Below are 20,778 nucleotides of genomic sequence, written 5' to 3' on the forward strand. Positions count from 1 at the left end.
ATGATAATGTCCTTATTCCTAATTCATCAGAATAAACTGCTCTAAATATGTTAATTCTCAGAAAATCCACCGATAGGGGCTATGCCGATCATGGCTGGCTCAAAAGCTTCCACTCCTTCTCCTTTGCGGGATATCACGACCCTAAATTTATGGGCTGGGGCAACCTCAGAGTAATCAATGAGGATCGCGTTGCTCCTGGGATGGGCTTTGGCAAGCATGGTCATCGCAACATGGAAATTATTAGTTACGTTCTCTCTGGCGAGTTAGCCCATGAGGACAGTATGGGAAATATTAAAGGCATACCCCCAGGAGATGTGCAACGCATGAGTGCAGGTACTGGCGTCATGCATAGCGAATTCAATCACGCAAAAGATCAGACGACGCATTTCTTGCAAATTTGGATTGAACCGAATGTTCTGGAAGTTGCGCCTAGCTACGAACAGAAAACTGTTCCTCAAGTAAACAAGAATGGCGCGCTTTGTTTGGTCGCCTCTCCCACTGGTCAAGAAGGATCTGTCTCGATGTCAGCTGATGCCAAAATGTACTCGGGATTATTTAATGGCGCCCAATCTGCGCAACTAGTAGTAGATCCAAAGCGTAAAGCCTATGTTCATCTGATTCGCGGCTCTCTAGATGTCAACGGCCAAACCTTGAATGATGGAGATGCGCTGATGATTCAAGATGAAAATCAGTTAAGCCTCTCCAATGGAAAAAACGCTGAAGTCTTGGTATTTGACCTCAGCGCTTAATAACTCTCACAGGGAAAGAAGCTTTAATCTAACTTAATTTTTGCTTTCTCAATCACGACTTTCCAGCGTGCAATATCTGAGAAGTATAGGTCTGAAAATTGCTGTGTATTCATTGGCGCAATTTGAACGCCAGCTTTCTGAAAACGATCTTTCATCTCTGGAGTCTCTAAGAGTTTCAGTACAGAGTTATTTAACTCTTTGATGATGGCTTGCGGCGTACCTGCAGGCACAAAAACTCCTTGCCATAAAGCCATCTCATAACCCTTCACGCCCGCTTCTTGAATGGTGACCAACTCTGGCGCACCGCTAAAGCGATTTTTACTGGTGACCGCCAATGCTCTAGCCTTATCACCCTTATATAAAGGTAAGCCAACTGGCATGCCAGCAAAATAGAAGTCAATCTGACCGCCTACTAAGTCAGTAGCGGCTGGTGATCCACCTTTATAAGGAATATGAATCGCTTGTAATCCAGTAGTAGCTAAAAATAATTCACCTGCCATGTGATCTGAATTACCAATACCTGAAGATCCAAAACTCAACTTACCAGGATCCGCTTTGAGCATAGCCATCAAGTCTGCAACTGTCTTGGCTGGAGAATTGTTGTTCACAATCAGAATATGTGGAGTAGCCGCTACGCCAACAACTGGCAATAAATCTTTTTGCCCATTAAATGGTAATCTCGGATTAGCCGCCACATTAATCGCAAGACCATTTTGTGCAAACAAAATGGTATAGCCGTCAGGATTACTTTTTGCAACAGCGTCTGCAGCCAAGCTACCGGCAGCACCGCCACGGTTTTCTACGATGATTGGCTGTTTTAGAGCAAGGCTGAGATCATTGGCAATCATTCTGCCAACAATATCGGTAGAGCTTCCGGGGGCATAGCCAATCATCATCTTGATTGGCTTATCTGGGTAAGCAGCTAATGCTGAACCCATGAGCACTGGAACAACCGCCGGAATCATTACTGCACTTATTACTATGTTTTTTATGAATTTTTTAAACATATTGTCTCCTCCAGTAATTCTGTAGATTTATAAATTCAATGCAGGAATGCCGCACTCTTTTGCGCAAGCATTTAAGGCCTCCAGCAATTCAGGGGCAACCGGAATTCCCATTCGACTTCTTTCTGCCATAGTTTTTGCAGCCCCTTCACCTGGCACGCGTACCTCTTTAACTCCAGGTAGAGTCGCAGAATTCTTTAAATCCTCGACTAAAGCAATCACCCTAGCAACAAACTCTTCTTTGTTTCCAAAGGCACTCGGATCTACGGCAATAATAGTTTGCCCGGTATTGGTAACTAAGTCGTGATGCGCATTGAAATCAATCGTACCTTTGCCAACCGCCGCATTGTTTAGTGCGCCCGCGAGCAATCCAATCATCACCGCTAAGCCATAACCTTTATAACCGCCAATAGGTAGTAAAGAGCCTTCAGCAGATTTTTTTGGATCCGTAATAGGTTTACCTTGACGGTCAATCATCCAATCATCTGGAATCGATTCACCCTTTTGTGCTGCGACTTTCACCTTACCGTAAGCAGCAACGGTTGTTGCGATATCTAAGAGCACTATTGGGCCATCGCCTGCAGGTACTGCAATCGCGATTGGATTAGTGGAAAGCAGCAAATCAATACCACCCCAAGGTGCCATATGGTTGGCATTACCTACTGCCATATAGATGCCAATATAGCCTTGCTCGGCTAACTTACGCACATAGACAGAGGCCGCTCCTGAATGATTGCCGTAATGACTCCCAATCCAGCAGACGCTATGTTGTTTTACTTTTTCGATTGCAAGCTCAACAGCTTTATTCATCACTAAATGACCTAAGGCGTTATCACCGTTAATCAGTGCTGTTGCACCCTGCTCACGCTCAATATGAATATTCGGGTTGAGGTTCACGCCACCCGCACGAATTCTCTTAAGGTAAGCCGGCAAGCGGAAAATACCGTGACCATCTGCTCCTACTAAGTCAGACTTCACCATGAGATTAGCAATAATGTCAGCATCCGCCGCAGGTACCTTCTGCGACTGAAGCGCATTCGATATAAAAGCTTGCGCGTCGGTTATAGCCAAGTATTTCATCGTAATTTAAGCTTCTGAGCTCGCTTTAAATTCCATACTGTAGACGTATTTATTTTCTGGGTGATGCGTCACCGTTACCTCAAACAACTTATCCTGATCATCAAAGTAGCGACGAATAATCACCAAGCAGGAGGTATCGGGTTTGATATTGAGCTTTCTGGCAATCTCATGCGATGGTAGTGCTGCATAGACATCTACTTCAGCCCGCTCAATTCGAGCACCATATTTTTTCTCGATCTGCTCATAGACCATCACCTGCGTATGCTCTGGATCTTTAGTTAAAGATGCAAACCGAGGCAAGATATAAATATCCGTCCAAGCAATGACTTCCTCTGCTTGTTGGCGTTTACGAATACCGCCAATGTGATACCAAGATGAGCCAATTGGTGCGCCAACAATTTGACTTAAGGATTGATCTAGCTCGATAAATTCTTCAACCAGATTTTCACGATAGGTATCACGTGAGTAACTCAAAATATCGATTGGCGAATTAAAGCTTTGGGTAAATCTACGCAAGCGCTGGCGTGACACCACTTTTGTTGGCGCACCTTGATGGCGATAAATCAAGCCATTGGCCTCCAATATTTGCAGCGCATGACGCAAAGTATGGCGGCTAGACTGAAAATCTCGACAGAGATCCGCCTCGGCAGGCAAGAGCGACCCAACCGGCCAATCACCGTTATAGATTCGCTGCTCTAGCGTATTAGCTAGAGACTTATATAACGGTAATCGCTCAGCCAATTTAGGAAAGTCCAAACATTTTTTTACCAGCAACCGGCACACGTGCCTTGAGAATGTCTCCCGATAAAGACTCAGTGATGTAGAGGTCTTTTCCGTCTGCACCGCCAAAGCACATATTGGCTAAATGATGGTGATGTGGATTCTCAGAATAGATCAAATGGGTTGGCAACATATTGTTATCAAATCTCCAGATGCCAATACCAAGATGGCATACCAACAAGCCGTTTTCTGAATCCATCTCAATACCATCAGGTCCAGCAACGCCACCAGTTAACTGAACAGCTACACCCGTCTTAGATACAGAGCCATCGGCCATCAATGGCAATCTCCAGATTTGCTGCGATCTAGTAGCCGCTACAAATACATGCTTTTCTTGTGTATTGAGTGTGATGCCGTTAGGGCTCGGCACGTTAAGCGCCAAGCGATCCAATTGGCCATTGGCGCGCAATCTAAATACCCGCCCTGTTGGATCTGCAATACCAGTCTGCCCTTGATCAGTGAAATACAAATCGCCATTAGAAGCAAAATGTAGATCGTTTAAGCCTTTGAAGTTTTCGCTATACATCGAACCGAGAATGGTTTCGATCTTTCCGGTCTTTGGATCTAGCGCAAGTAAGCCAGCTTTGTAGTCACAAATAAATGCGCGACCATCTTTATGAAACTTCAAGCCATTTGGCCATCCGTCGTACTGCGTAATCAGCTCCCATTCACCCTTGGTATCAATACGGAAGACACGGCCAAATGGAATATCCACAAACCATAGATTGCCTTCGCGATCAAAGGAAGGCCCCTCTAAAAAGCACTCTACTTCTGCGCCTTGACGATTTGGATCAGACCAACCTGTGCGAGATTTATTCCTAAATTTCGCTGGCATGGTTGAAAAAACTTCCGTTTTGATTTTCTCAACAGGTTGAAAGGGGTTATGCATCGTCATGAAGGGGTCTCCTTGGATAAGTTATACGGATAAGTAAGTTTTATTATTTACCTATTAAACCATAAATAATGCTAATCTTAAGCACTTATTGATCGTAATCGATCTGAGCTCATTTAATACTTAACCGTATAGGTTCAAAATTATGAAATCTGTAGCTGTTATCGGAACCGGCATCATGGGTGCTGGCATCGCAGCCGGCTTTATTGCCCAAAACATCCCTGTAATCATTCTAGGTAGATCCAAAGAGAAAGGGGATGCCTGTTTAGACAAGGCCATCACCTTGGCAAAGAAAATTGGCGTGGTTGGAGACGGTGCCACCAAAGATGAAGCTGACCTTAAGAAGCAGCAATTCGTTGGAATCCTCGAAGACTGGCAAGATTGGGGTCAGTGCTCATGGGTAATTGAGACAGTGGCAGAAAACCTAGAACTGAAGCAACAGGTTTTTCAATACCTCGATCAAGTAGTACCCAGCAACATTCCCATTGGCAGCAATAGCTCTGGCTTTCCAATTAGCAAAATTGCAGAAGGTCTTAAGACTGCAAACCGCATGATGGGTGCCCACTATTTCATGCCAGCAGAAGTAGTGCCATTGGTTGAGATTGTGATGGGACAAAAGACTGATATCCAATTTGCAGAACAAGCCTGCGAGCTTTATAAGGCAATAGGCAAAAAGCCGGTTTTAGTGAAGAAAGATATTCCCGGGTTCTTAGCCAACCGCATCCAGCACGCCTTGATGAGAGAAGCCCTCTCTCTCGTGCAAGAGGGTATTGCAACTCCAGAAGATATTGACGATGCCGTGCGATATAGCTTTGGCTTCCGATACGCCGCTGTGGGCCCGATGACCCAAAAAGAGATTTCAGGCTGGGATGGAATGGCTAATGCTGCAAAAGAAATTTACCCATCGCTCTCCAACATCACTACCCTGCCACCAAAGGTAGTGATGTTAATGGCCGATGGCAAAACTGGTATGAAAGCAGGCGAAGGTTTTCGGAAATGGACTCCAGAACAAATCAAAACGGTTTCGGACTCCTACTCCCGCAGATTAAAAGCCGCTTTTGACGTTCTTAATATTGAATGATGGAGTAGCCTTGAGCCACAGCATCTTTCACACGCTCCAGATTAGGTGTAACACCAACTCCCACGTCGTTCAATTGAGCGACATCGAGATGGCCACGCTTTGCGGATAATGGGCGATCGCAAATATCGAAACGCAGATACTGATTTGACATGCTAAACCCCCAAGGAACCTCTCCGATCGCAAAACCAATGGAGGCTGTTGCAGCCCCAGAGAGAGATGTTTCTGCTACTTTGCAGGCAAGGTTAAGCTTGAGCTGGTTTGCTCGCAAGAGTTGCGCGCAGTTCCAGGCTTCTAGCACTCCCCCAGTCTTAATGAGCTTTAAGCTAGCGCCATCGAGTGCTTTTGCCTTCATGAACTCTTCAATTTCATTTGAACCATGGATGGATTCATCCAAGGCAATCGGAATAACTGAGCGCTGTTTGAGTGTTGCGAAATCAGCCAAAGCAGAGTCTGCATTAATCAATTGTTCTGCAAACGATAATTTACTAGCCTGTGGTGATCCACAAAAACGGATGGCATTCTCTAAAGACATGGCGCCATTGGCGTCCACTGAAATCACATCTCCTTCTAGCAGACCTGAAAGTATCTCCACCCGATGCAAATCTTCTTCAAGCGATAAAGAACCTGTCTTAATTTTCCAATATTTAAATCCAGCCTCGCGAAAAGATTTGGCATCAGCCATCTCCTTCTCTAGCGTTCCACCCAGCATACGCAGCAATGGAATCTCAGCTGGGTCTGAGGTATCAACATCGCCATTCAATGAGCGCAAGTATTTCCACAGAGAAATGGATTTTTTCTGGGTATATAAGTCTAGTAAGGCCATCTCTAGACAGGACTTGGCAGAGGGATTGCCGTACAAAATGGCATCACAGGATTTAGAAAAGAGTGCCGGGTCATTCCAGTCGATTGCGCGCGCTTTTTCTACCAAATATTTCACACTAGCCAATAGACTATCGAGAGTTTCTCCGGTCATGAGTGGCGCAACTGAGGCTTCACCCCAGCCTTGGCGTCCCTCATCATCCGTCAAACAAAGCAATACAGTTTTAGCATCCACAATAAGCTCTTTGGCCATCTTGATTGGCTCAATCAGTGGTATCGATAGAGGAAAAATGGTTGCTTGAGTAATTTTCATTTTTTGTAAAGCATTTAAAGCAAGATTAGATAAGAATAAACATCAGGAATACGGAGAACATTACATGAGAAAAATCTTTTTAGCATTGTCGCTGATCAGCATGAGCTTTGCCACCAGTGCTCAAACCCAAAACTACCCGAATCAACCCATCAGGTTGGTGATTCCATTTGCCGCAGGGGGTCCATCAGATGTTTTGGCCAGAGGTTTTGCCCCAAAGCTTGGTGAAAATCTTGGTCAGCCTATCATCATTGAAAACAAACCTGGTGCTGGCGCTAACCTTGCCGCCGAATATGTAGCCAACTCTAAACCAGATGGTTACACCCTATTTCTGATGATGGTGGGTACGCAAGCGATTAATGAAACCTTATATAAGAAACTAAATTACAACTTGGTTAAGGACTTTGCACCAGTAAGCCTGGTTGCATCCTCATCATTATTATTTGTTGCAAACCCTTCTGCGCCATTTAAAACCATTCCAGAACTAATTGCTTACGCTAAAGCGCATCCAAACAAAGTGAGTTTTGCTTCCTCTGGCGCTGGCACACCCCTTCACCTTGGTGGTGAGTTATTTAATACTCAGGCAGGCACAGACATTCTCCACGTCCCATACAAAGGCGCTGCGCCTGCGTTAACAGATGTACTGGGCGGTCAAATTGAAACTGCACTCGTTGGCACTCCAGCGGCTTTGCCCTATGTACGCTCTGGCAAATTGATTCCACTGGGCATTACTAGTCTGAAACGCTCACCAAATGCTCCCGAGATTCCTGCGATCTCAGAGTACCTCCCTAAATTTGAAGTAGAACTTGTATACGCAATCGTTGCGCCCGCTAATACGCCTAAGGCGATTGTTGATAAGCTCAATGCCCAACTCATTAGCGTTCTCAATAATCCAGAAATCAAAGGCCAAATTAATGGCAAAGGTTTTGAAATTATTACTAGCACACCCAACCAATTAGGCGAATACATCAAATCAGAAGTTGCTAAGTGGGGCCCTATTGTGAAGAAATCTGGCGCGACTGCTGAATAATCAAACCATCTCATTGAAAGAAATCCATGATTGAAATGTCCGAAAAACGCCTGATTGGCCCAATCATTCGCCTCCACCCTAACGACAATATTGTCGTAGCGCGAGTCGACGTTGGTATTGGCACTGAAGTGCCTAGCGAGAACTTTACAAGTCGCAGTCAAGTGCCTGCTGGATACAAAATTGCCACCAAAAAGATTCTTAAGGGTGAGCCTATTCTGAAATACAACGTGACTGTGGGCTTTGCTAATACCGATATTGAACCAGGCACCATGGTTCATAGCCATAACACGGAGTTCCGTGAATTTGATCGTGACTACGCTTATTCCAGCGAATTCAAACCAACGCAAATGTTGCCAGAATCTGAGCGCGCTACATTTCAGGGCTATGTCAGACCAAATGGCAAAGTGGGTACACGCAATTTCATTGGCATTCTATCTACCGTGAATTGCTCTGCAACCGTTGTGAACAAAATTGCGGATTGGTTTACTCCCGAGCGCTTAAAAGATTTTCCAAATGTAGATGGCGTAGTGGCATTTAGTCATGACATTGGTTGTGGCATGGAAATGAGTGGTGAACCAATGCAGCTTCTTCGCCGCACAATGGCTGGTTATGCGCGTCACCCCAACCTTGCTGCTGCACTCATTGTTGGCTTAGGTTGCGAGCGTAATCAACTCAAAGGTTTGATGGAACAAGAAGACCTTAAAGAAGGTACAAACTTGCATACCTTCATCATGCAAGAATCTGGTGGTACTCGCAAAACGATTGAAGCAGGTATTGAAGCTGTTAAAGCACTTCTTCCGGAAGCAAATAAAGCCAAGCGTGAAACTGTTTCGGCCAGTCACCTCACTGTTGGCTTGCAATGCGGTGGCTCTGATGGTTTTTCTTCCATTACTGCTAATCCAGCATTAGGTGCTGCGATTGATATTTTGTCTCGCCACGGCGGCACCGGAATTTTGTCTGAGACTCCCGAAATCTATGGTGTTGAACACACTCTCACCCGTCGCGCCGCTAGTCAAGCAGTTGGGGAAAAACTCATCAAACGGATTCGCTGGTGGAAAGATGAGTACTCCGTTGGCCGTGATGTACAAATCAATGGTCAAGTCAGCCCCGGAAATCAAATTGGTGGTCTTGCCAATATTTTTGAGAAGTCTTTAGGCTCTTCGATGAAAGGTGGCACAGGCCCACTGATGGAAGTCTATAAATACGCAGAGCCAGTCACCGCTAAAGGATTTGTCTTTATGGATACACCAGGATTTGATCCAGTATCTGCTACCGGGCAAATCGCCGGTGGAGCCAATCTTATTGCCTTCACAACTGGTCGTGGATCCATGTTTGGTTCTAAACCGGCTCCCTGCATCAAATTGGCCACCAATACTCCAATGTACCAGCGACTCACTGAGGATATGGACATCAATTGCGGCGAAATTTTAGATGGTACGGTTTCCGTCCAAGAGATGGGTCAGCGCATCTTTGAGCTATTCCTCAGAACCGCCTCTGGAGAGCCCTCCAAAAGCGAGCTTTTGGGATTGGGCGATTATGAGTTTGTGCCCTGGCAAATTGGCGTGATGAGCTAATACGCCTGTAGAATTAATCCTTAAGGTATTGATGATGAATGCTTAAGGATTAATACAGGCTTATGAAATTTAGGGATTACTACGAAACCCTCGGTGTCGCCCGCTCGGCCACCGAGGCAGAGATCAAAGCGGCTTACCGTAAGCTAGCTCGCAAATATCATCCAGACGTCAACAAAGAAGCTGGTGCTGAAGAACAGTTCAAACAGATTGGTGAGGCCTATGCTGTTTTGAAGGACACCGAGAAGCGCGCAGCATACGATCGCTTTGGTGAAAACTGGAAAAACGGCCAAGACTTTACTCCTCCACCGAATTGGAACGAGGGCTTTGAATATTCTGATGCCGGTTATGGTGGTGGCCACCCAGGTTACGGCGGTGGCTTTGAAGGTGATCAAAGCGAATTCTTTGAATCCCTCTTTGGCAGAGGAAAGCATCGTCAAGGTGGCCGCGGTGGTCATAGCGGCAATACTCGCCAGGGTATGAATTTCAAGGGTCAAGATCATCACGCCAAAATTTTGATTGATCTTGCTGATGCTTATAACGGCGCTAAGCGTACGATTGCATTACACATGCCAACTCAAGATGCGAGTGGTCATGTCAGCACACAAGAGCGCAAGCTGGATGTCAGTATTCCCAAAGGTATTAAGGCCGGACAAAACCTCAGGCTCTCAGGCCAAGGTGGTCCTGGCATTGGTGAGGGACCAGCAGGCGATCTTTATCTCGAAATTGATTTCCACCCCAACCCAATCTATCGCGTTGATGGCAAAGATGTCTTCATTGATATTCCATTGGCACCATGGGAAGCCACATTGGGCACTACAGTAAATGTCCCTACCCCTGCGGGGTCTACCTTAGAGCTCAAGATTCCAGCGGGTACTATCGCTGGTCGTAAGATGCGTCTTAAAGGTAAAGGTGTTCCGAGTGCTGAACCTGGCGACCTCTATGTTGTGCCAACGATTGCTCTGCCACCTGCAGATACTGATGCCCACAAAGAGGCTTATCAAGCTTTTGAGAAGGCTTTTGATTTCAACCCTAGAACCCATTTGAAGGGATGATGCGATGAACCAAACCAATATCACCTGGATTGAAGGTAGTGTTGTTGAGAATGAAGTGCACATGAGTATTGTGGAACTCTCGCATGCCTCACGCACACCGGAAGACATGATCATGTCATGGGTTACCGAGGGAGTATTGAGTCCAAGTGGCTCCTCACCAGAAGATTGGCGCTTCGGCGGAGACTCTTTGAGAAGGGCTAAGACGGCAGCGCATCTTGCCCATGATTTAGAGCTCAATGTTCCGGGCGTTGCCTTGGCTTTAGACCTGCTTGATGAAATCGCTGAATTACGCTCTCAGCTAAAGCGCGGTAATTAAACTATTCATCAATTAGCTTTCGGAGCGGCTTAAGAGCTGCTCCCAGCGCTGTAACTTTTGCTCTAACTGCTCAGTAATCTCACTCAAACGGGCCTGCATACTGGCAGCTAACTCTGGCTCATTCTTATACAAATCCGGGTTGCTCATCGCAATCCCGATATCCGCTTGCTCCGTTTCTAATTCTTCAATTTGCAAAGGTAAGGTTTCAAGCTCTTGACGTTCTTTGCCGTTAAGTTTTTGCACCCCACTTTTAGCCACCGGCTTAACTTCGGCTACTGGCTCAGGCTTTACTTCTATCTTAGGAGGTGTCTTTTGATTGGAATTAGCAGCGCGGATTTTGTCTGAACGGGCCTTTTGAATCTTCCAGTCTTCATATCCACCCTCATACTCACGCCAGAATCCATCACCTTCATGAGCGATGATGCTCGTGACGACGTTATCCAAGAAGTAACGATCATGGCTGACCAAGAACACCGTACCCTTATAGTCTTGCAATAATTGCTCGAGCAAATCGAGTGTATCAATATCCAAGTCATTGGTTGGCTCATCCAAAACCAAGACGTTTGCTGGACGGGCAAACAGGCGAGCAAGCAAAAGGCGATTACGCTCGCCACCAGATAAAGTACTTACCGGTGAATTGGTTCTCTCAGGCGCGAATAAGAAATCACTTAAATAACTCTTAACGTGTTTTTTATTGCCATTGATTTCAATCCACTCGCTACCTGGACTGATGTAGTCCTCAAGTGAAGCATTGAGATCGAGACCCTCACGCATCTGATCAAAGTAAGCCACCTCGATACGAGTTCCCATGGTGGCAGTTCCTGAATCTGGCTTGATCGTCCCCAAAATCAACTTGAGTAATGTAGTTTTGCCCGCACCATTAGGCCCAAGCAAGCCAACCTTATCACCACGCAATATGGTTGCCGTGAAATCTTTGACAATTGGTCTATCGTAAGACTTGCTGACGTCGTCTAACTCAGCAACGATCTTGCCGCTGCGATCGCCAGCAGATACAGCAAGCTTAACCTGCCCTATCGCATCTCGTCGCTCAGCACGACTAGAGCGAAGCTTTTCTAAGCGAGCGATACGAGCTACGCTGCGGGTACGGCGCGCTTCCACCCCTTTGCGTATCCAAACCTCTTCCTGAGCCAGCAATTTATCGGCCCTGGCATTAGCAAGGGACTCTGCATTAAGCTCTTGATCTTTTAGCACCTCGTATTGCGTGAAGTTGCCTGGATAGCTGCGCAAGATACCGCGATCAAGCTCGACAATTTGCGTGCAGACGTTATCCAAGAAAGCACGATCATGGGTAATCAAAATGACAGAGCCTTGATACTCCTTAAGAAGTTCTTCTAACCATGCAATCGAATCCAAATCCAAATGGTTAGTTGGTTCATCTAATAAAAGAACATCAGGCATTTCCACTAAAGCACGAGCTAGTGCAACGCGCTTCTTTGTTCCGCCAGAAAGATTGCTGATTTTGACTTCAGCATCTAGATGCAAGCGATCAAGAGTTTCGTGAACACGTTGCTCCCAATTCCAACCACTTAAAGCTTCCAACTTTGATTGGACCTCATCTAAGCGATGGTGAGCAGCATCGTCCCACTCACCGACACTCAGCGCCTCATACTCTTCACGCAGAGCCTTCGCCTCCGCTACACCCTTAGAAACCGCTTCAAACACGGTTTCTTCAGCATCAAAAATCGGCTCTTGCGGAACATAGGAAATGCGTAAGCCTTGCTGATACTGCAACAAGCCATCATCCATTTTTTCAATACCGGCCAAGATCTTCAATAAAGAGGATTTGCCAGTGCCATTGCGGCCAATAAGGCCAACGCGTTCGCCAGATTCTAGGGAAAAAGCAGTATTTGCGAGGAGGTCAACGTGGCCGAAAGCCAGTTTTGCATCAGTGAGTACGATTAAAGCCATGGCGACATTATCGTCACTTCAGCAAAACAGGAGATTTTTTCACTCTTACCCCTCATTTCTGCGAGACTAGCAATAAATGATCTGCAAACTCACCCCATCCACTCCCCGCCTTATCCTCTTCGCAGGCCACGCCGGGACTGGAAAGTCCACTTTAGCCAAAAAGGCACTACCCCTCATTGTTGAGAAGACTGGGGAAGACTTTTTCTTTCTGGATAAAGATACGGTTTATGGGGCCTATAGCGCCCACGTGATGGCGCTCACCACCCAAAATCCCAATGATCGTGATAGTCCCTACTATCTTGAGAATTTACGCGATTGGGAATATCAGGGCTTATTGGATATCGCCAAGGAGAACTTATTACTTGGTGTCAATGTGATTTTGGTAGGGCCATTCTCGAAGGAAATTCAGAGTGGCAGAATGTTTAATGCGGAGGCATTGGGAATGCCACCCCAAACCAGTATTTCGATTGCTTGGATTGATCTTGAAGTCGATGAAGCAAAGGCGCGTATGCAAAAACGTGGTGATCCCAGGGATGACTGGAAGCTAGCGCACTGGGATCAATACGTAAAACGCAGAATTAATCCACCGAATCACGAATCAATAAAGCGTTTTGATAATTTGCAATTCAGTGAACCGAGTTTTGAAAAACTCATAGATGACTTGGTAAATCAATAAATAAAAAAGATAGGGCCCCTAAGGAGCCCTATCTCAAGTACCAAGAACTGAATTCTTAGAACTTGTAAGTTATGCCAACAGACGGCATCCAAGGATTTAATGTCAACTTGCCAGCATCTGCGCCAGTAGAAGTAACAGTCACATTGGTAGACATAGTGGCATATTTAAGATCAAGGTTTAGACCCCAATTTTTATCAAACATGTAATCAGCACCTACTTGACCAACAACTCCAGTGCTTGAACCGCCAACTGAGTAGGCACCATTGCCCAGATTATTGCGACTGCTGAAAATTGTGTAGTTCACACCCGCACCAACATAAGGCTTAAATGCGCCCAAATCAGTGAAGTGGTATTGCAACAGTAAAGAAGGAGGTAATGCCTTGATTGTCCCAAGTTGATTTTGACCAGCTCCATAATTAATTTGAATGGTTTGCGGATAAGTCAAAACTAATTCTGCAGCGATATTTTTGGTGAAAAAATAGGACACATCAAACTCAGGAATAATTTTATCTTGCGCCTTAACATTTAATGCGCTCACTGAGCTAGTTTGACCATTTTGCCAAATCAAGTCTGTTGCACGCACGCGCACCATCCATGGGTTCTCGCTGGCAGATTGAGCTTGTGATGCGATTGGAGCTAAGGAAGCTACTGCAGCCATTGCTGCCACTAGTGATTTAAGACGCATGGTATTACCCCTTTTGTTATCAATTTCGATGGTTCTATTTTGAAATTGATACTCTTAAGGCAATTTGACTTAAATCAAATGAATGAACGCTGTAATTTTTTTCTTTGCTTAAAAGCAACAGAGATTTGATACTTGTTTGATCCAGATCAAATAGATTGTGGTTTACCCTAAAGTACTTTGGAATAAGTTCCAAGCGCTTGAGACTCACGAAGGTGGCGATCAAATGTCATGGCGACTCGTCTTGCAAGCAGACGCCCTTTAATCGGCACGTAGATATCGCCCTCTTGCCATTCTAGAAGCCCTGCCTCCTCTAGACTTTTGAGTTCTTCAATCTCAGTCTTAAAGTAATCCTGGAAATTAATCTGATGATCCTTTGAGAATGCTTTTGTATTTAAAGAAAATTGGCACATCAATTCGCCAATCAACTCACGACGAAGCAAATCATCTTTGTCCAGTTGCAGGCCCCTTAAGACAGGTAGATGGCCAAGGTCCAATGCTGCATAGTACTCATCAAGCGTGCGCACATTTTGTGAGTAACAATCGTCGACCTTGCCGATAGAGGAGATACCAAAGGCTAAAAGATCACATTCTGCTTGAGTAGAGTAGCCCTGAAAGTTACGATGAAGCTTGCCTTCTTTCTGGGCGATGGCCAATTCATCATCCGGCTTTGCAAAATGATCCATGCCAATGAAGACATAGCCTGCCTCACCTAAGCGCTCAATCGTATTGGACAAAATATCTAACTTATCTGCAGCCGGGGGTAGATCTGCCTCAGCGATACGGCGTTGCGGTTTAAAGATATGTGGCAAATGAGCATAGTTATAGACCGATAGGCGATCTGGATTCATTTCCAAAACTGCATCAACGGTTTCTTTGAAAGTAGCCGGGGTTTGCTTAGGCAAACCATAGATAAGATCGACACTACGAGACTTAAAGCCATACTTTCGAGACCAGTCCATAACCGCCTGAGTCTCTTCTATTGTCTGAATCCGGTGCACCGCCTCTTGTACAGCCAAATTGAAGTCCTGAACTCCTAGACTAATGCGGTTAAAGCCTAACTCGGCAAGCAAAGCAATGTCTTGCTCTGTTACTCGACGTGGATCAATCTCGATTGAATATTCTCCGCTAGGCAATAACTCAAAATACTCTCGAGTGTGATGCATTAATTCGGTCATCTCTTCATGAGATAAGAATGTTGGCGTACCACCGCCCCAATGTAACTGCGTAATGGGGATCTTTTTTTGAGTGCCCATTGCACTAGTCACCATCGCCATTTCTTTAGCTAGATATTTAATGTACTTTGCACTACGACCATGATCTTTAGTAATGATCTTATTGCAACCACAGTAGTAGCAAATATTTGGGCAGAATGGCAAATGAAAATAAAGGGATAAAGGCTCATTCGCCTTTGCTACTCTTTTGAGTGCGCCCAAATAATCTTGTTCTGAAAACGCACTATGAAAACGGTCAGCGCTAGGATAAGAGGTATAGCGAGGCCCATTAATATCAAACTTCTGGAGTAGCTCGGGATGAAAGAGAGCTTCCTTAGCTTCCGCCTTGCTGTGACTTACTGCTGAATTCATAAATAGAGTATTGACTGATATCCGTATTACTTCTCAAGGTAGTCAAGTGCTACCGCTTCTGCTACTTTAATCCCATCGACCCCAGCAGACAAGATACCACCAGCATAACCAGCGCCCTCACCAGCGGGATAGAGACCTTTAATGTTCAGACTCTGAAAATTTGGGCCACGAGTAATACGTAAAGGCGAAGAAGTTCTAGTCTCAACACCGGTTAGTACAGCGTCTTTCATCGAAAAGCCTTTAATTTGCTTTTCAAATGCAGGTATCGCTTCACGAATAGCCTCAATCGCATAAGCGGGTAACGCTTGCGCCAAGTCAGTCAAGTGCACACCGGGCTTATAGGACGGTATGACACTACCAAACTCCGTAGACGACTTACCTGCAATAAAGTCTCCAACCAATTGCCCTGGAGCTTCATAAGTTCCACCACCTAGTTCAAATGCTTTTGACTCAAGCTGACGTTGAAACTCAATTCCTGCAAGCGGACCACCTGGATAGTCATCAGGAGTAATGCCAACAACAATACCCGCATTCGCATTACGCTCGTTACGAGAGTATTGGCTCATACCATTGGTCACCACGCGATTAGGCTCTGAAGCCGCCGCCACTACTGTGCCACCAGGGCACATACAGAAGCTATAGACAGCACGACCATTCTTAGCATGGTGAACCAGCTTGTAATCAGCGGCACCTATCAACTCATTGCCAGCATGTGGGCCCAAGCGTGCCTTATCAATTAAAGATTGTGGATGCTCAATACGGAAGCCCACTGAGAATGGCTTTGCTTCCATATACACACCAGCATCATGCAGGGCTTCAAAAGTATCTCGGGCGCTATGACCTAAGGCCAATACAACATGGCTTGCCGGCAAATCAGCTTGTCCTTCAATTTTGACCCCAGTAATCTGCTCGCTCTCAATATCAAAGCCAATCACTTTTTGTGAGAAACGAATTTCGCCGCCTAGGTCAATAATTTCTTGGCGCATTTTTTCAACTACACCTACTAAGCGGAATGTTCCAATATGAGGTTTGGCTACATATTGAATTTCTGCAGGCGCGCCAGCTTTGACAAACTCATTAATCACCTTACGTCCATAAAATTTTGGATCTTTAATTTGGCTATAGAGCTTGCCATCAGAAAATGTACCCGCCCCGCCCTCTCCAAATTGCACATTCGACTCAGGGTTGAGAATATTTTTACGCCATAACCCCCATGTGTCCTGAGTCCGCTCACGCACTTGCTTACCGCGCTCAAGCACGATCGGCTTAAACCCCATTTGCGCCAATACCAAAGCAGCGAAGATGCCGCATGGCCCAAAGCCAATCACTACTGGACGTAATGCCTTGCCTAAAATTACAGAATCCGGTGCTTTGGCTACAAAGTGATAGCTAGTATCTGGCGATGGCCTAACATGCGTGTCATTGGAAAGTTGCTTCAGTACTGTCGCTTCATTTTTAATTGAAAGATCTACTGTGTAAATAAAGGCCAGAGCCACATTCTTGCGCGCATCATAGCTACGCTTAAAGATCTCAAAAGAGATTAAATCCTTTGGGGATAAATTTAAGCGCTTCAGAATCGCCGCCTCTATCGCTTCTGGGGCGTGATCAATTGGTAGGCGCAGTTCGGTAATACGGATCATGGGGCTCTACGATACACAGTATTTGACCTTATTCAGCTTTCGCTCCTGAGGCCTTCACTACATTTGCCATGCGCACGTAGTCTCTAATTAATAGCTGATTAAATTCAGCCGAAGATAGATTGCCGACTTCAATACCCTGGCGACGCATACGCTCAACAATCTCTGGCTGCTTTAATAACTTGGTCATCTCAGACTGTATTTTCGTGATGACATCTTTTGGAGTATTTGCAGGGGCAAGCAAGCCAAACCAGCTATCAAAGGCGTAACCCTTGACGGTATTGCCAATTGGTGGAATGCCAGGCACAAATGGCGACGGCTTTTCTGAGGAAACTCCTAAGAAGCGAATCCGTGAATCATTTGCAAAAGGCAAGGCAGCAACGTTTGCGGCAATAACTGCTTGTGCACGTCCTGCTAATAATTCAGTAATCGCATCACCAGTACCTTTAGTGGGAATATGCACGAGCTGTATGCCAGCCATGCTATCAAAATAAGCCATGGCCAGATGTGAGGCGCTACCGTTACCAGCACTAGCGTAGTTATATTGATCTGGATTTGCTTTAGCTAAAGCAACGAAATCTGCAACAGACTTGGCTGGAAACTCTGCATTCGTCATCATGATGTAGCTACTAGTGCCGATATAAGCAGCGCCTGTGAAATCTTTGATTGGATCAAAACTGAGCTTGCTAAACAAACTGCCATTGATATTGTGGCTAGCGGCTGCCATTACAAAGGTATATCCATCAGGGGCGGATTTAGCAACGATGCCAGTACCAACGGTACCCCCCGCTCCTGCTTTATTTTCAACTACTACTGACACACCTAAGGCAGCACCCAACTCATTAGAGAATGATCTTGCCAAGGCATCTTGAACGCTGCCTGGCGAAAAAGGAACGATGATCTTAATAGGCTTGGTTGGCCATGGATCTGCAGCTAATGCCAAGGAATGTACGCAAGCAAGGCATAGGCCCAATAAGAAGGTCGCTATAGCGCGAATTTTCCAAGTGCTGCTGGTGTCCATGTAAGCCCCCAAGGGTGAAATCAATTTCTAAAATGATACGGCAATCTGGGGCGCTTTCATTTAAAGGCGATAATGCCGTATGGCTCTCCGCGCAACTATTCATAAAGCCGACCTTCATGTCGCAGATTCAGACCGCCACTACTACGGCAGTCATTCCCTCACTATTGCTAGGCATCCTTCAGAAACTGACGAGCGGATGATGGTAAGAATCATAGCCTTTGCATTACAAGCCCATGAAGATCTCGCTTTCACCAAAGGTTTAAGCGATACCGATGAGCCTGATTTATGGATTAAAGATCTTACTGATGCGATTAAGCTCTGGATCGAAATTGGTCAACCTGATGAGCGCCGCATCCTGAAAGCCTGCGGCAGATCAGATCAAGTGATCGTTTATTGCTATGGCGGTCACACCAGCAAAATTTGGTGGGACGGTATCGCCAACAAATTAAACCGTGCTCGTAACCTACAAGTGGTTTCTATCCCTGCAGAACAAGCCAATGAGCTCAATAAACTGGTTGAACGAAGCATGGTAATTCATGTGAACGTCCAAGATGGCGAAGTCTATGTCTCTTCAGATAATGGCCAGGTCACTATCACCCCAGAAATCTGGCGCTCCAACCAAAATTAATTCAAGATTGACTCGGTGAAATGAAGTCTGTTGTCTTTGATACCAATGTCTTACTAGATATTTTTGTATTTAATGACTTCAGAGCAATTCATCTCAAGCAAAAATTGATTGATGGCCAAGTGGATGCTTTAGCTAGTCCTAAAACTATCGAAGAGTTAGCCGATGTCATCAGTCGCCCCCTTTTCAACCTCGAGCATGCTACTCAAGAAGCCATCCTGAATCAGTGGCGCAACTTGGCAAGAACAGTTACTGATGAAATGCTGATCAAGGCGCCATGGCAATGCCAAGATCCTGATGATCAAGTCTTTCTAAACCTTGCCTATACAGCCAAGCCTTGCATCTTAATCAGCAAAGACAATGAAGTACTCAAGCTTGCTAATAAGGCTATCCAGGAAGGTGTGGCCATCACCTCTGACTACAACGCGATTATCGAGTAATCGACTTAAAGGCTTTGAGCAGCCTTAGCTGCAATCTCAAATGATTTAAGACGTGCCTGATGATCAAAGATCTGCCCAGTAAATAAGATTTCATTTGCGCCGGTGCGATTCAACCAAGCGCGCATTCCCTTTTGAATTGTTTCTAGTGACCCCACTAAAGAACATTGCAGGGTATGTGCTGCAGCAGCTTGCTCATGGGGTTCGCAAAACTCATCAAGGTCTGCAATAGGCGGCGGTAATTGACCACGGGTATTGCGACGCATACGTACAACGTTTTGTTGTAGTGTTGTAAAGAGATGTTGAGCCTCTTTATCTGTATCGGCAGCCACCACATTCATCACAAATGCAGAGTAAGGTGTAGTTTGTTGGGCGGATGGCTTAAAGAGTTCGCGATAAATCGACATTGCTTCCAATAACTGCTCGGGGGCAAAGTGTGAGGCAAATGCATAAGGCAAACCAAAGTGCGCAGCTAATTGAGCTCCATAAAGACTCGAACCCAAAATCCAAATTGGCACATTGGTATTAGCTCCTGGAATTGCTTTGACAGACTGCCCTTCTTGAATGGGGCCAAAGTAGTGTTGTAGCTCACGTACATCCTGAGGGAAACGGTCATCACTCCCCAGTAGATCACGACGTAAGGCACGCGCAGTCATTTGGTCAGTACCGGGTGCCCGACCCAAACCCAACTCAATGCGACCAGGATATAGCGACTCTAGGGTGCCAAATTGTTCAGCAATCACTAGTGGGGCATGATTGGGGAGCATAACGCCACCAGAGCCCACTTTGATTCGAGAGGTACCCGCCGCCAAATAACCTAGCAATACGGCTGTTGCAGAGCTGGCATTACCAGTCATATTGTGATGTTCGGCTACCCAATAGCGGGTATAGCCCCATTTCTCAGCATGCTGAGCTACATCCAAGGAGTTACGCAGCGCATCGGCCGCCGTAAACCCCTGGGGAATAGGCGATATATCTAGAATGGAGTACGGGATGGAATTTGCCATCACCAAATCATACCGAGAAAGTACGTTTTATGAGTAAACCCAAAATGGCCGATCCAGATGATGGACTTTTTAAGCCTGGCACAAAGTTAAGACATAAGAAGACTGGTGGATTTTATAAGGTACTTCTTCTGGCAAATGTGGAGGCCACATTAGAGCCAGCGTATGTCTATGAATCTATGCAATCGCATGATTTTTGGATTAGACCAAGGGCCGAAATGGAAGATGGGCGTTTTGAACTCATTACTGAATAAATAAGGTCCTGAATATGACTGAAGACAGAATCACCGACCTTGAAATTAAGCTCAGTTTTACTGAAGACCTCATTGAGAAACTCAATGAGATTGTCTACAAGCAACAACAACAAATTGAATTTCTCTATCACGAGCTCAAAGCCATTAAAGAACAGGCCAGTAGTGGCAGCGCAGGTGGTGGTAGCTTAAAAGATGAAATTCCACCGCATTATTAATAACCCTTGATTTCCTGAGATTTAT

Annotated in this window: 22 protein-coding genes; 11 read left to right on the top strand and 11 right to left on the bottom strand. The window is 45.5% G+C overall.

The window, feature by feature from the left end:
* The first annotated feature begins 47 nt into the window (after nucleotides 1–47).
* A complete protein-coding gene (locus FD968_RS06510) occupies nucleotides 48–749 on the top strand; it encodes a pirin family protein (protein WP_215364818.1) in 702 nt (233 codons plus the stop codon).
* A 23-nt stretch (nucleotides 750–772) separates the two neighbouring features.
* Here the strand turns inward: FD968_RS06510 and FD968_RS06515 are convergent, their stop codons facing one another.
* The 4 genes from FD968_RS06515 to FD968_RS06530 all read right to left on the bottom strand — a co-directional run bounded on the left by FD968_RS06515 (nucleotide 773) and on the right by FD968_RS06530 (nucleotide 4,508).
* On the bottom strand, nucleotides 773–1,714 hold the full coding sequence (locus tag FD968_RS06515; RefSeq protein ID WP_215364820.1) for a tripartite tricarboxylate transporter substrate binding protein: 942 nt from the start codon (nucleotides 1,712–1,714) through the stop codon (nucleotides 773–775).
* A gap of 69 nt (nucleotides 1,715–1,783) precedes the next feature.
* The gene (locus tag FD968_RS06520; RefSeq protein WP_215364822.1) at nucleotides 1,784–2,833 is read right to left on the bottom strand and encodes an Ldh family oxidoreductase; all 1,050 of its coding nucleotides are present in this window, start codon (nucleotides 2,831–2,833) and stop codon (nucleotides 1,784–1,786) included.
* Nucleotides 2,834–2,839: 6 nt separating this feature from the next.
* On the bottom strand, nucleotides 2,840–3,589 hold the full coding sequence (locus FD968_RS06525; RefSeq protein ID WP_215364825.1) for a GntR family transcriptional regulator: 750 nt from the start codon (nucleotides 3,587–3,589) through the stop codon (nucleotides 2,840–2,842).
* Complete coding sequence (locus FD968_RS06530; RefSeq protein WP_251367525.1) at nucleotides 3,576–4,508, bottom strand: SMP-30/gluconolactonase/LRE family protein; 933 nt, start codon at nucleotides 4,506–4,508, stop codon at nucleotides 3,576–3,578. The genes FD968_RS06525 and FD968_RS06530 overlap by 14 nt, the downstream gene beginning before the upstream one ends.
* A 142-nt stretch (nucleotides 4,509–4,650) precedes the next feature.
* Here FD968_RS06530 and FD968_RS06535 point away from each other — a divergent pair, with 142 nt between their 5' ends.
* A complete protein-coding gene (locus FD968_RS06535) occupies nucleotides 4,651–5,586 on the top strand; it encodes a 3-hydroxyacyl-CoA dehydrogenase family protein (protein WP_215364828.1) in 936 nt (311 codons plus the stop codon).
* On the opposite strand, the gene FD968_RS06540 is transcribed toward FD968_RS06535, so the two are convergent.
* On the bottom strand, nucleotides 5,573–6,718 hold the full coding sequence (locus FD968_RS06540) for a mandelate racemase/muconate lactonizing enzyme family protein (RefSeq protein ID WP_215364831.1): 1,146 nt from the start codon (nucleotides 6,716–6,718) through the stop codon (nucleotides 5,573–5,575). The genes FD968_RS06535 and FD968_RS06540 overlap by 14 nt on opposite strands.
* Nucleotides 6,719–6,782: 64 nt before the next feature.
* Here FD968_RS06540 and FD968_RS06545 point away from each other — a divergent pair, with 64 nt between their 5' ends.
* From FD968_RS06545 to FD968_RS06560, 4 genes are all read left to right on the top strand, one after another.
* Entirely contained in the window at nucleotides 6,783–7,745 is a 963-nt protein-coding gene (locus tag FD968_RS06545) for a tripartite tricarboxylate transporter substrate binding protein (protein ID WP_215364833.1), read from the top strand.
* Between the two features lie 26 nt (nucleotides 7,746–7,771).
* Nucleotides 7,772–9,319: a UxaA family hydrolase gene (locus FD968_RS06550; RefSeq protein WP_215364835.1), complete on the top strand. Its 1,548-nt coding sequence runs from the start codon at nucleotides 7,772–7,774 to the stop codon at nucleotides 9,317–9,319.
* 62 nt (nucleotides 9,320–9,381) lie between these two features.
* The gene (locus FD968_RS06555; protein ID WP_215364837.1) at nucleotides 9,382–10,371 is read left to right on the top strand and encodes a DnaJ C-terminal domain-containing protein; all 990 of its coding nucleotides are present in this window, start codon (nucleotides 9,382–9,384) and stop codon (nucleotides 10,369–10,371) included.
* Nucleotides 10,372–10,375: 4 nt separating this feature from the next.
* A complete protein-coding gene (locus FD968_RS06560) occupies nucleotides 10,376–10,687 on the top strand; it encodes a chaperone modulator CbpM (RefSeq protein ID WP_215364838.1) in 312 nt (103 codons plus the stop codon).
* 12 nt (nucleotides 10,688–10,699) lie between these two features.
* Here FD968_RS06560 and FD968_RS06565 read toward each other — a convergent pair whose 3' ends face one another.
* On the bottom strand, nucleotides 10,700–12,616 hold the full coding sequence (locus FD968_RS06565; protein WP_215364841.1) for an ATP-binding cassette domain-containing protein: 1,917 nt from the start codon (nucleotides 12,614–12,616) through the stop codon (nucleotides 10,700–10,702).
* 76 nt (nucleotides 12,617–12,692) lie between these two features.
* Here FD968_RS06565 and FD968_RS06570 point away from each other — a divergent pair, with 76 nt between their 5' ends.
* Nucleotides 12,693–13,292, top strand: coding sequence for an ATP-binding protein (locus FD968_RS06570; RefSeq protein WP_215364844.1), 600 nt, complete (start codon nucleotides 12,693–12,695; stop codon nucleotides 13,290–13,292).
* Nucleotides 13,293–13,347: 55 nt separating this feature from the next.
* Here FD968_RS06570 and FD968_RS06575 read toward each other — a convergent pair whose 3' ends face one another.
* From FD968_RS06575 to FD968_RS06590, 4 genes are all read right to left on the bottom strand, one after another.
* On the bottom strand, nucleotides 13,348–13,977 hold the full coding sequence (locus FD968_RS06575; RefSeq protein ID WP_215364847.1) for an OmpW family protein: 630 nt from the start codon (nucleotides 13,975–13,977) through the stop codon (nucleotides 13,348–13,350).
* A 167-nt stretch (nucleotides 13,978–14,144) separates the two neighbouring features.
* Entirely contained in the window at nucleotides 14,145–15,560 is a 1,416-nt protein-coding gene (gene hemN, locus FD968_RS06580; protein ID WP_215364850.1) for an oxygen-independent coproporphyrinogen III oxidase, read from the bottom strand.
* 26 nt (nucleotides 15,561–15,586) lie between these two features.
* The gene (locus FD968_RS06585) at nucleotides 15,587–17,200 is read right to left on the bottom strand and encodes an NAD(P)/FAD-dependent oxidoreductase (RefSeq protein WP_215364853.1); all 1,614 of its coding nucleotides are present in this window, start codon (nucleotides 17,198–17,200) and stop codon (nucleotides 15,587–15,589) included.
* Nucleotides 17,201–17,228: 28 nt separating this feature from the next.
* On the bottom strand, nucleotides 17,229–18,218 hold the full coding sequence (locus FD968_RS06590; RefSeq protein WP_215364854.1) for a tripartite tricarboxylate transporter substrate-binding protein: 990 nt from the start codon (nucleotides 18,216–18,218) through the stop codon (nucleotides 17,229–17,231).
* Nucleotides 18,219–18,297: 79 nt separating this feature from the next.
* On the opposite strand from FD968_RS06590, the gene FD968_RS06595 reads away from it, so the two are divergent.
* Entirely contained in the window at nucleotides 18,298–18,846 is a 549-nt protein-coding gene (locus FD968_RS06595; RefSeq protein ID WP_215364856.1) for a YaeQ family protein, read from the top strand.
* 20 nt (nucleotides 18,847–18,866) lie between these two features.
* Nucleotides 18,867–19,283, top strand: a complete 417-nt coding sequence (locus tag FD968_RS06600) for a putative toxin-antitoxin system toxin component, PIN family (RefSeq protein WP_215364858.1) — start codon at nucleotides 18,867–18,869, stop codon at nucleotides 19,281–19,283.
* Between the two features lie 5 nt (nucleotides 19,284–19,288).
* Here FD968_RS06600 and FD968_RS06605 read toward each other — a convergent pair whose 3' ends face one another.
* A complete protein-coding gene (locus FD968_RS06605; RefSeq protein ID WP_215364860.1) occupies nucleotides 19,289–20,287 on the bottom strand; it encodes an LLM class flavin-dependent oxidoreductase in 999 nt (332 codons plus the stop codon).
* A gap of 29 nt (nucleotides 20,288–20,316) precedes the next feature.
* Between FD968_RS06605 and FD968_RS06610 the strand changes: the two genes are divergently transcribed.
* On the top strand, nucleotides 20,317–20,538 hold the full coding sequence (locus FD968_RS06610; RefSeq protein ID WP_215364862.1) for a hypothetical protein: 222 nt from the start codon (nucleotides 20,317–20,319) through the stop codon (nucleotides 20,536–20,538).
* A 14-nt stretch (nucleotides 20,539–20,552) separates the two neighbouring features.
* The gene (locus FD968_RS06615) at nucleotides 20,553–20,753 is read left to right on the top strand and encodes a SlyX family protein (RefSeq protein WP_215364863.1); all 201 of its coding nucleotides are present in this window, start codon (nucleotides 20,553–20,555) and stop codon (nucleotides 20,751–20,753) included.
* Nucleotides 20,754–20,778 lie beyond the last annotated feature (25 nt).

It is taken from the genome of Polynucleobacter sp. AP-Titi-500A-B4 (assembly GCF_018688095.1).
Lineage (GTDB): Bacteria > Pseudomonadota > Gammaproteobacteria > Burkholderiales > Burkholderiaceae > Polynucleobacter.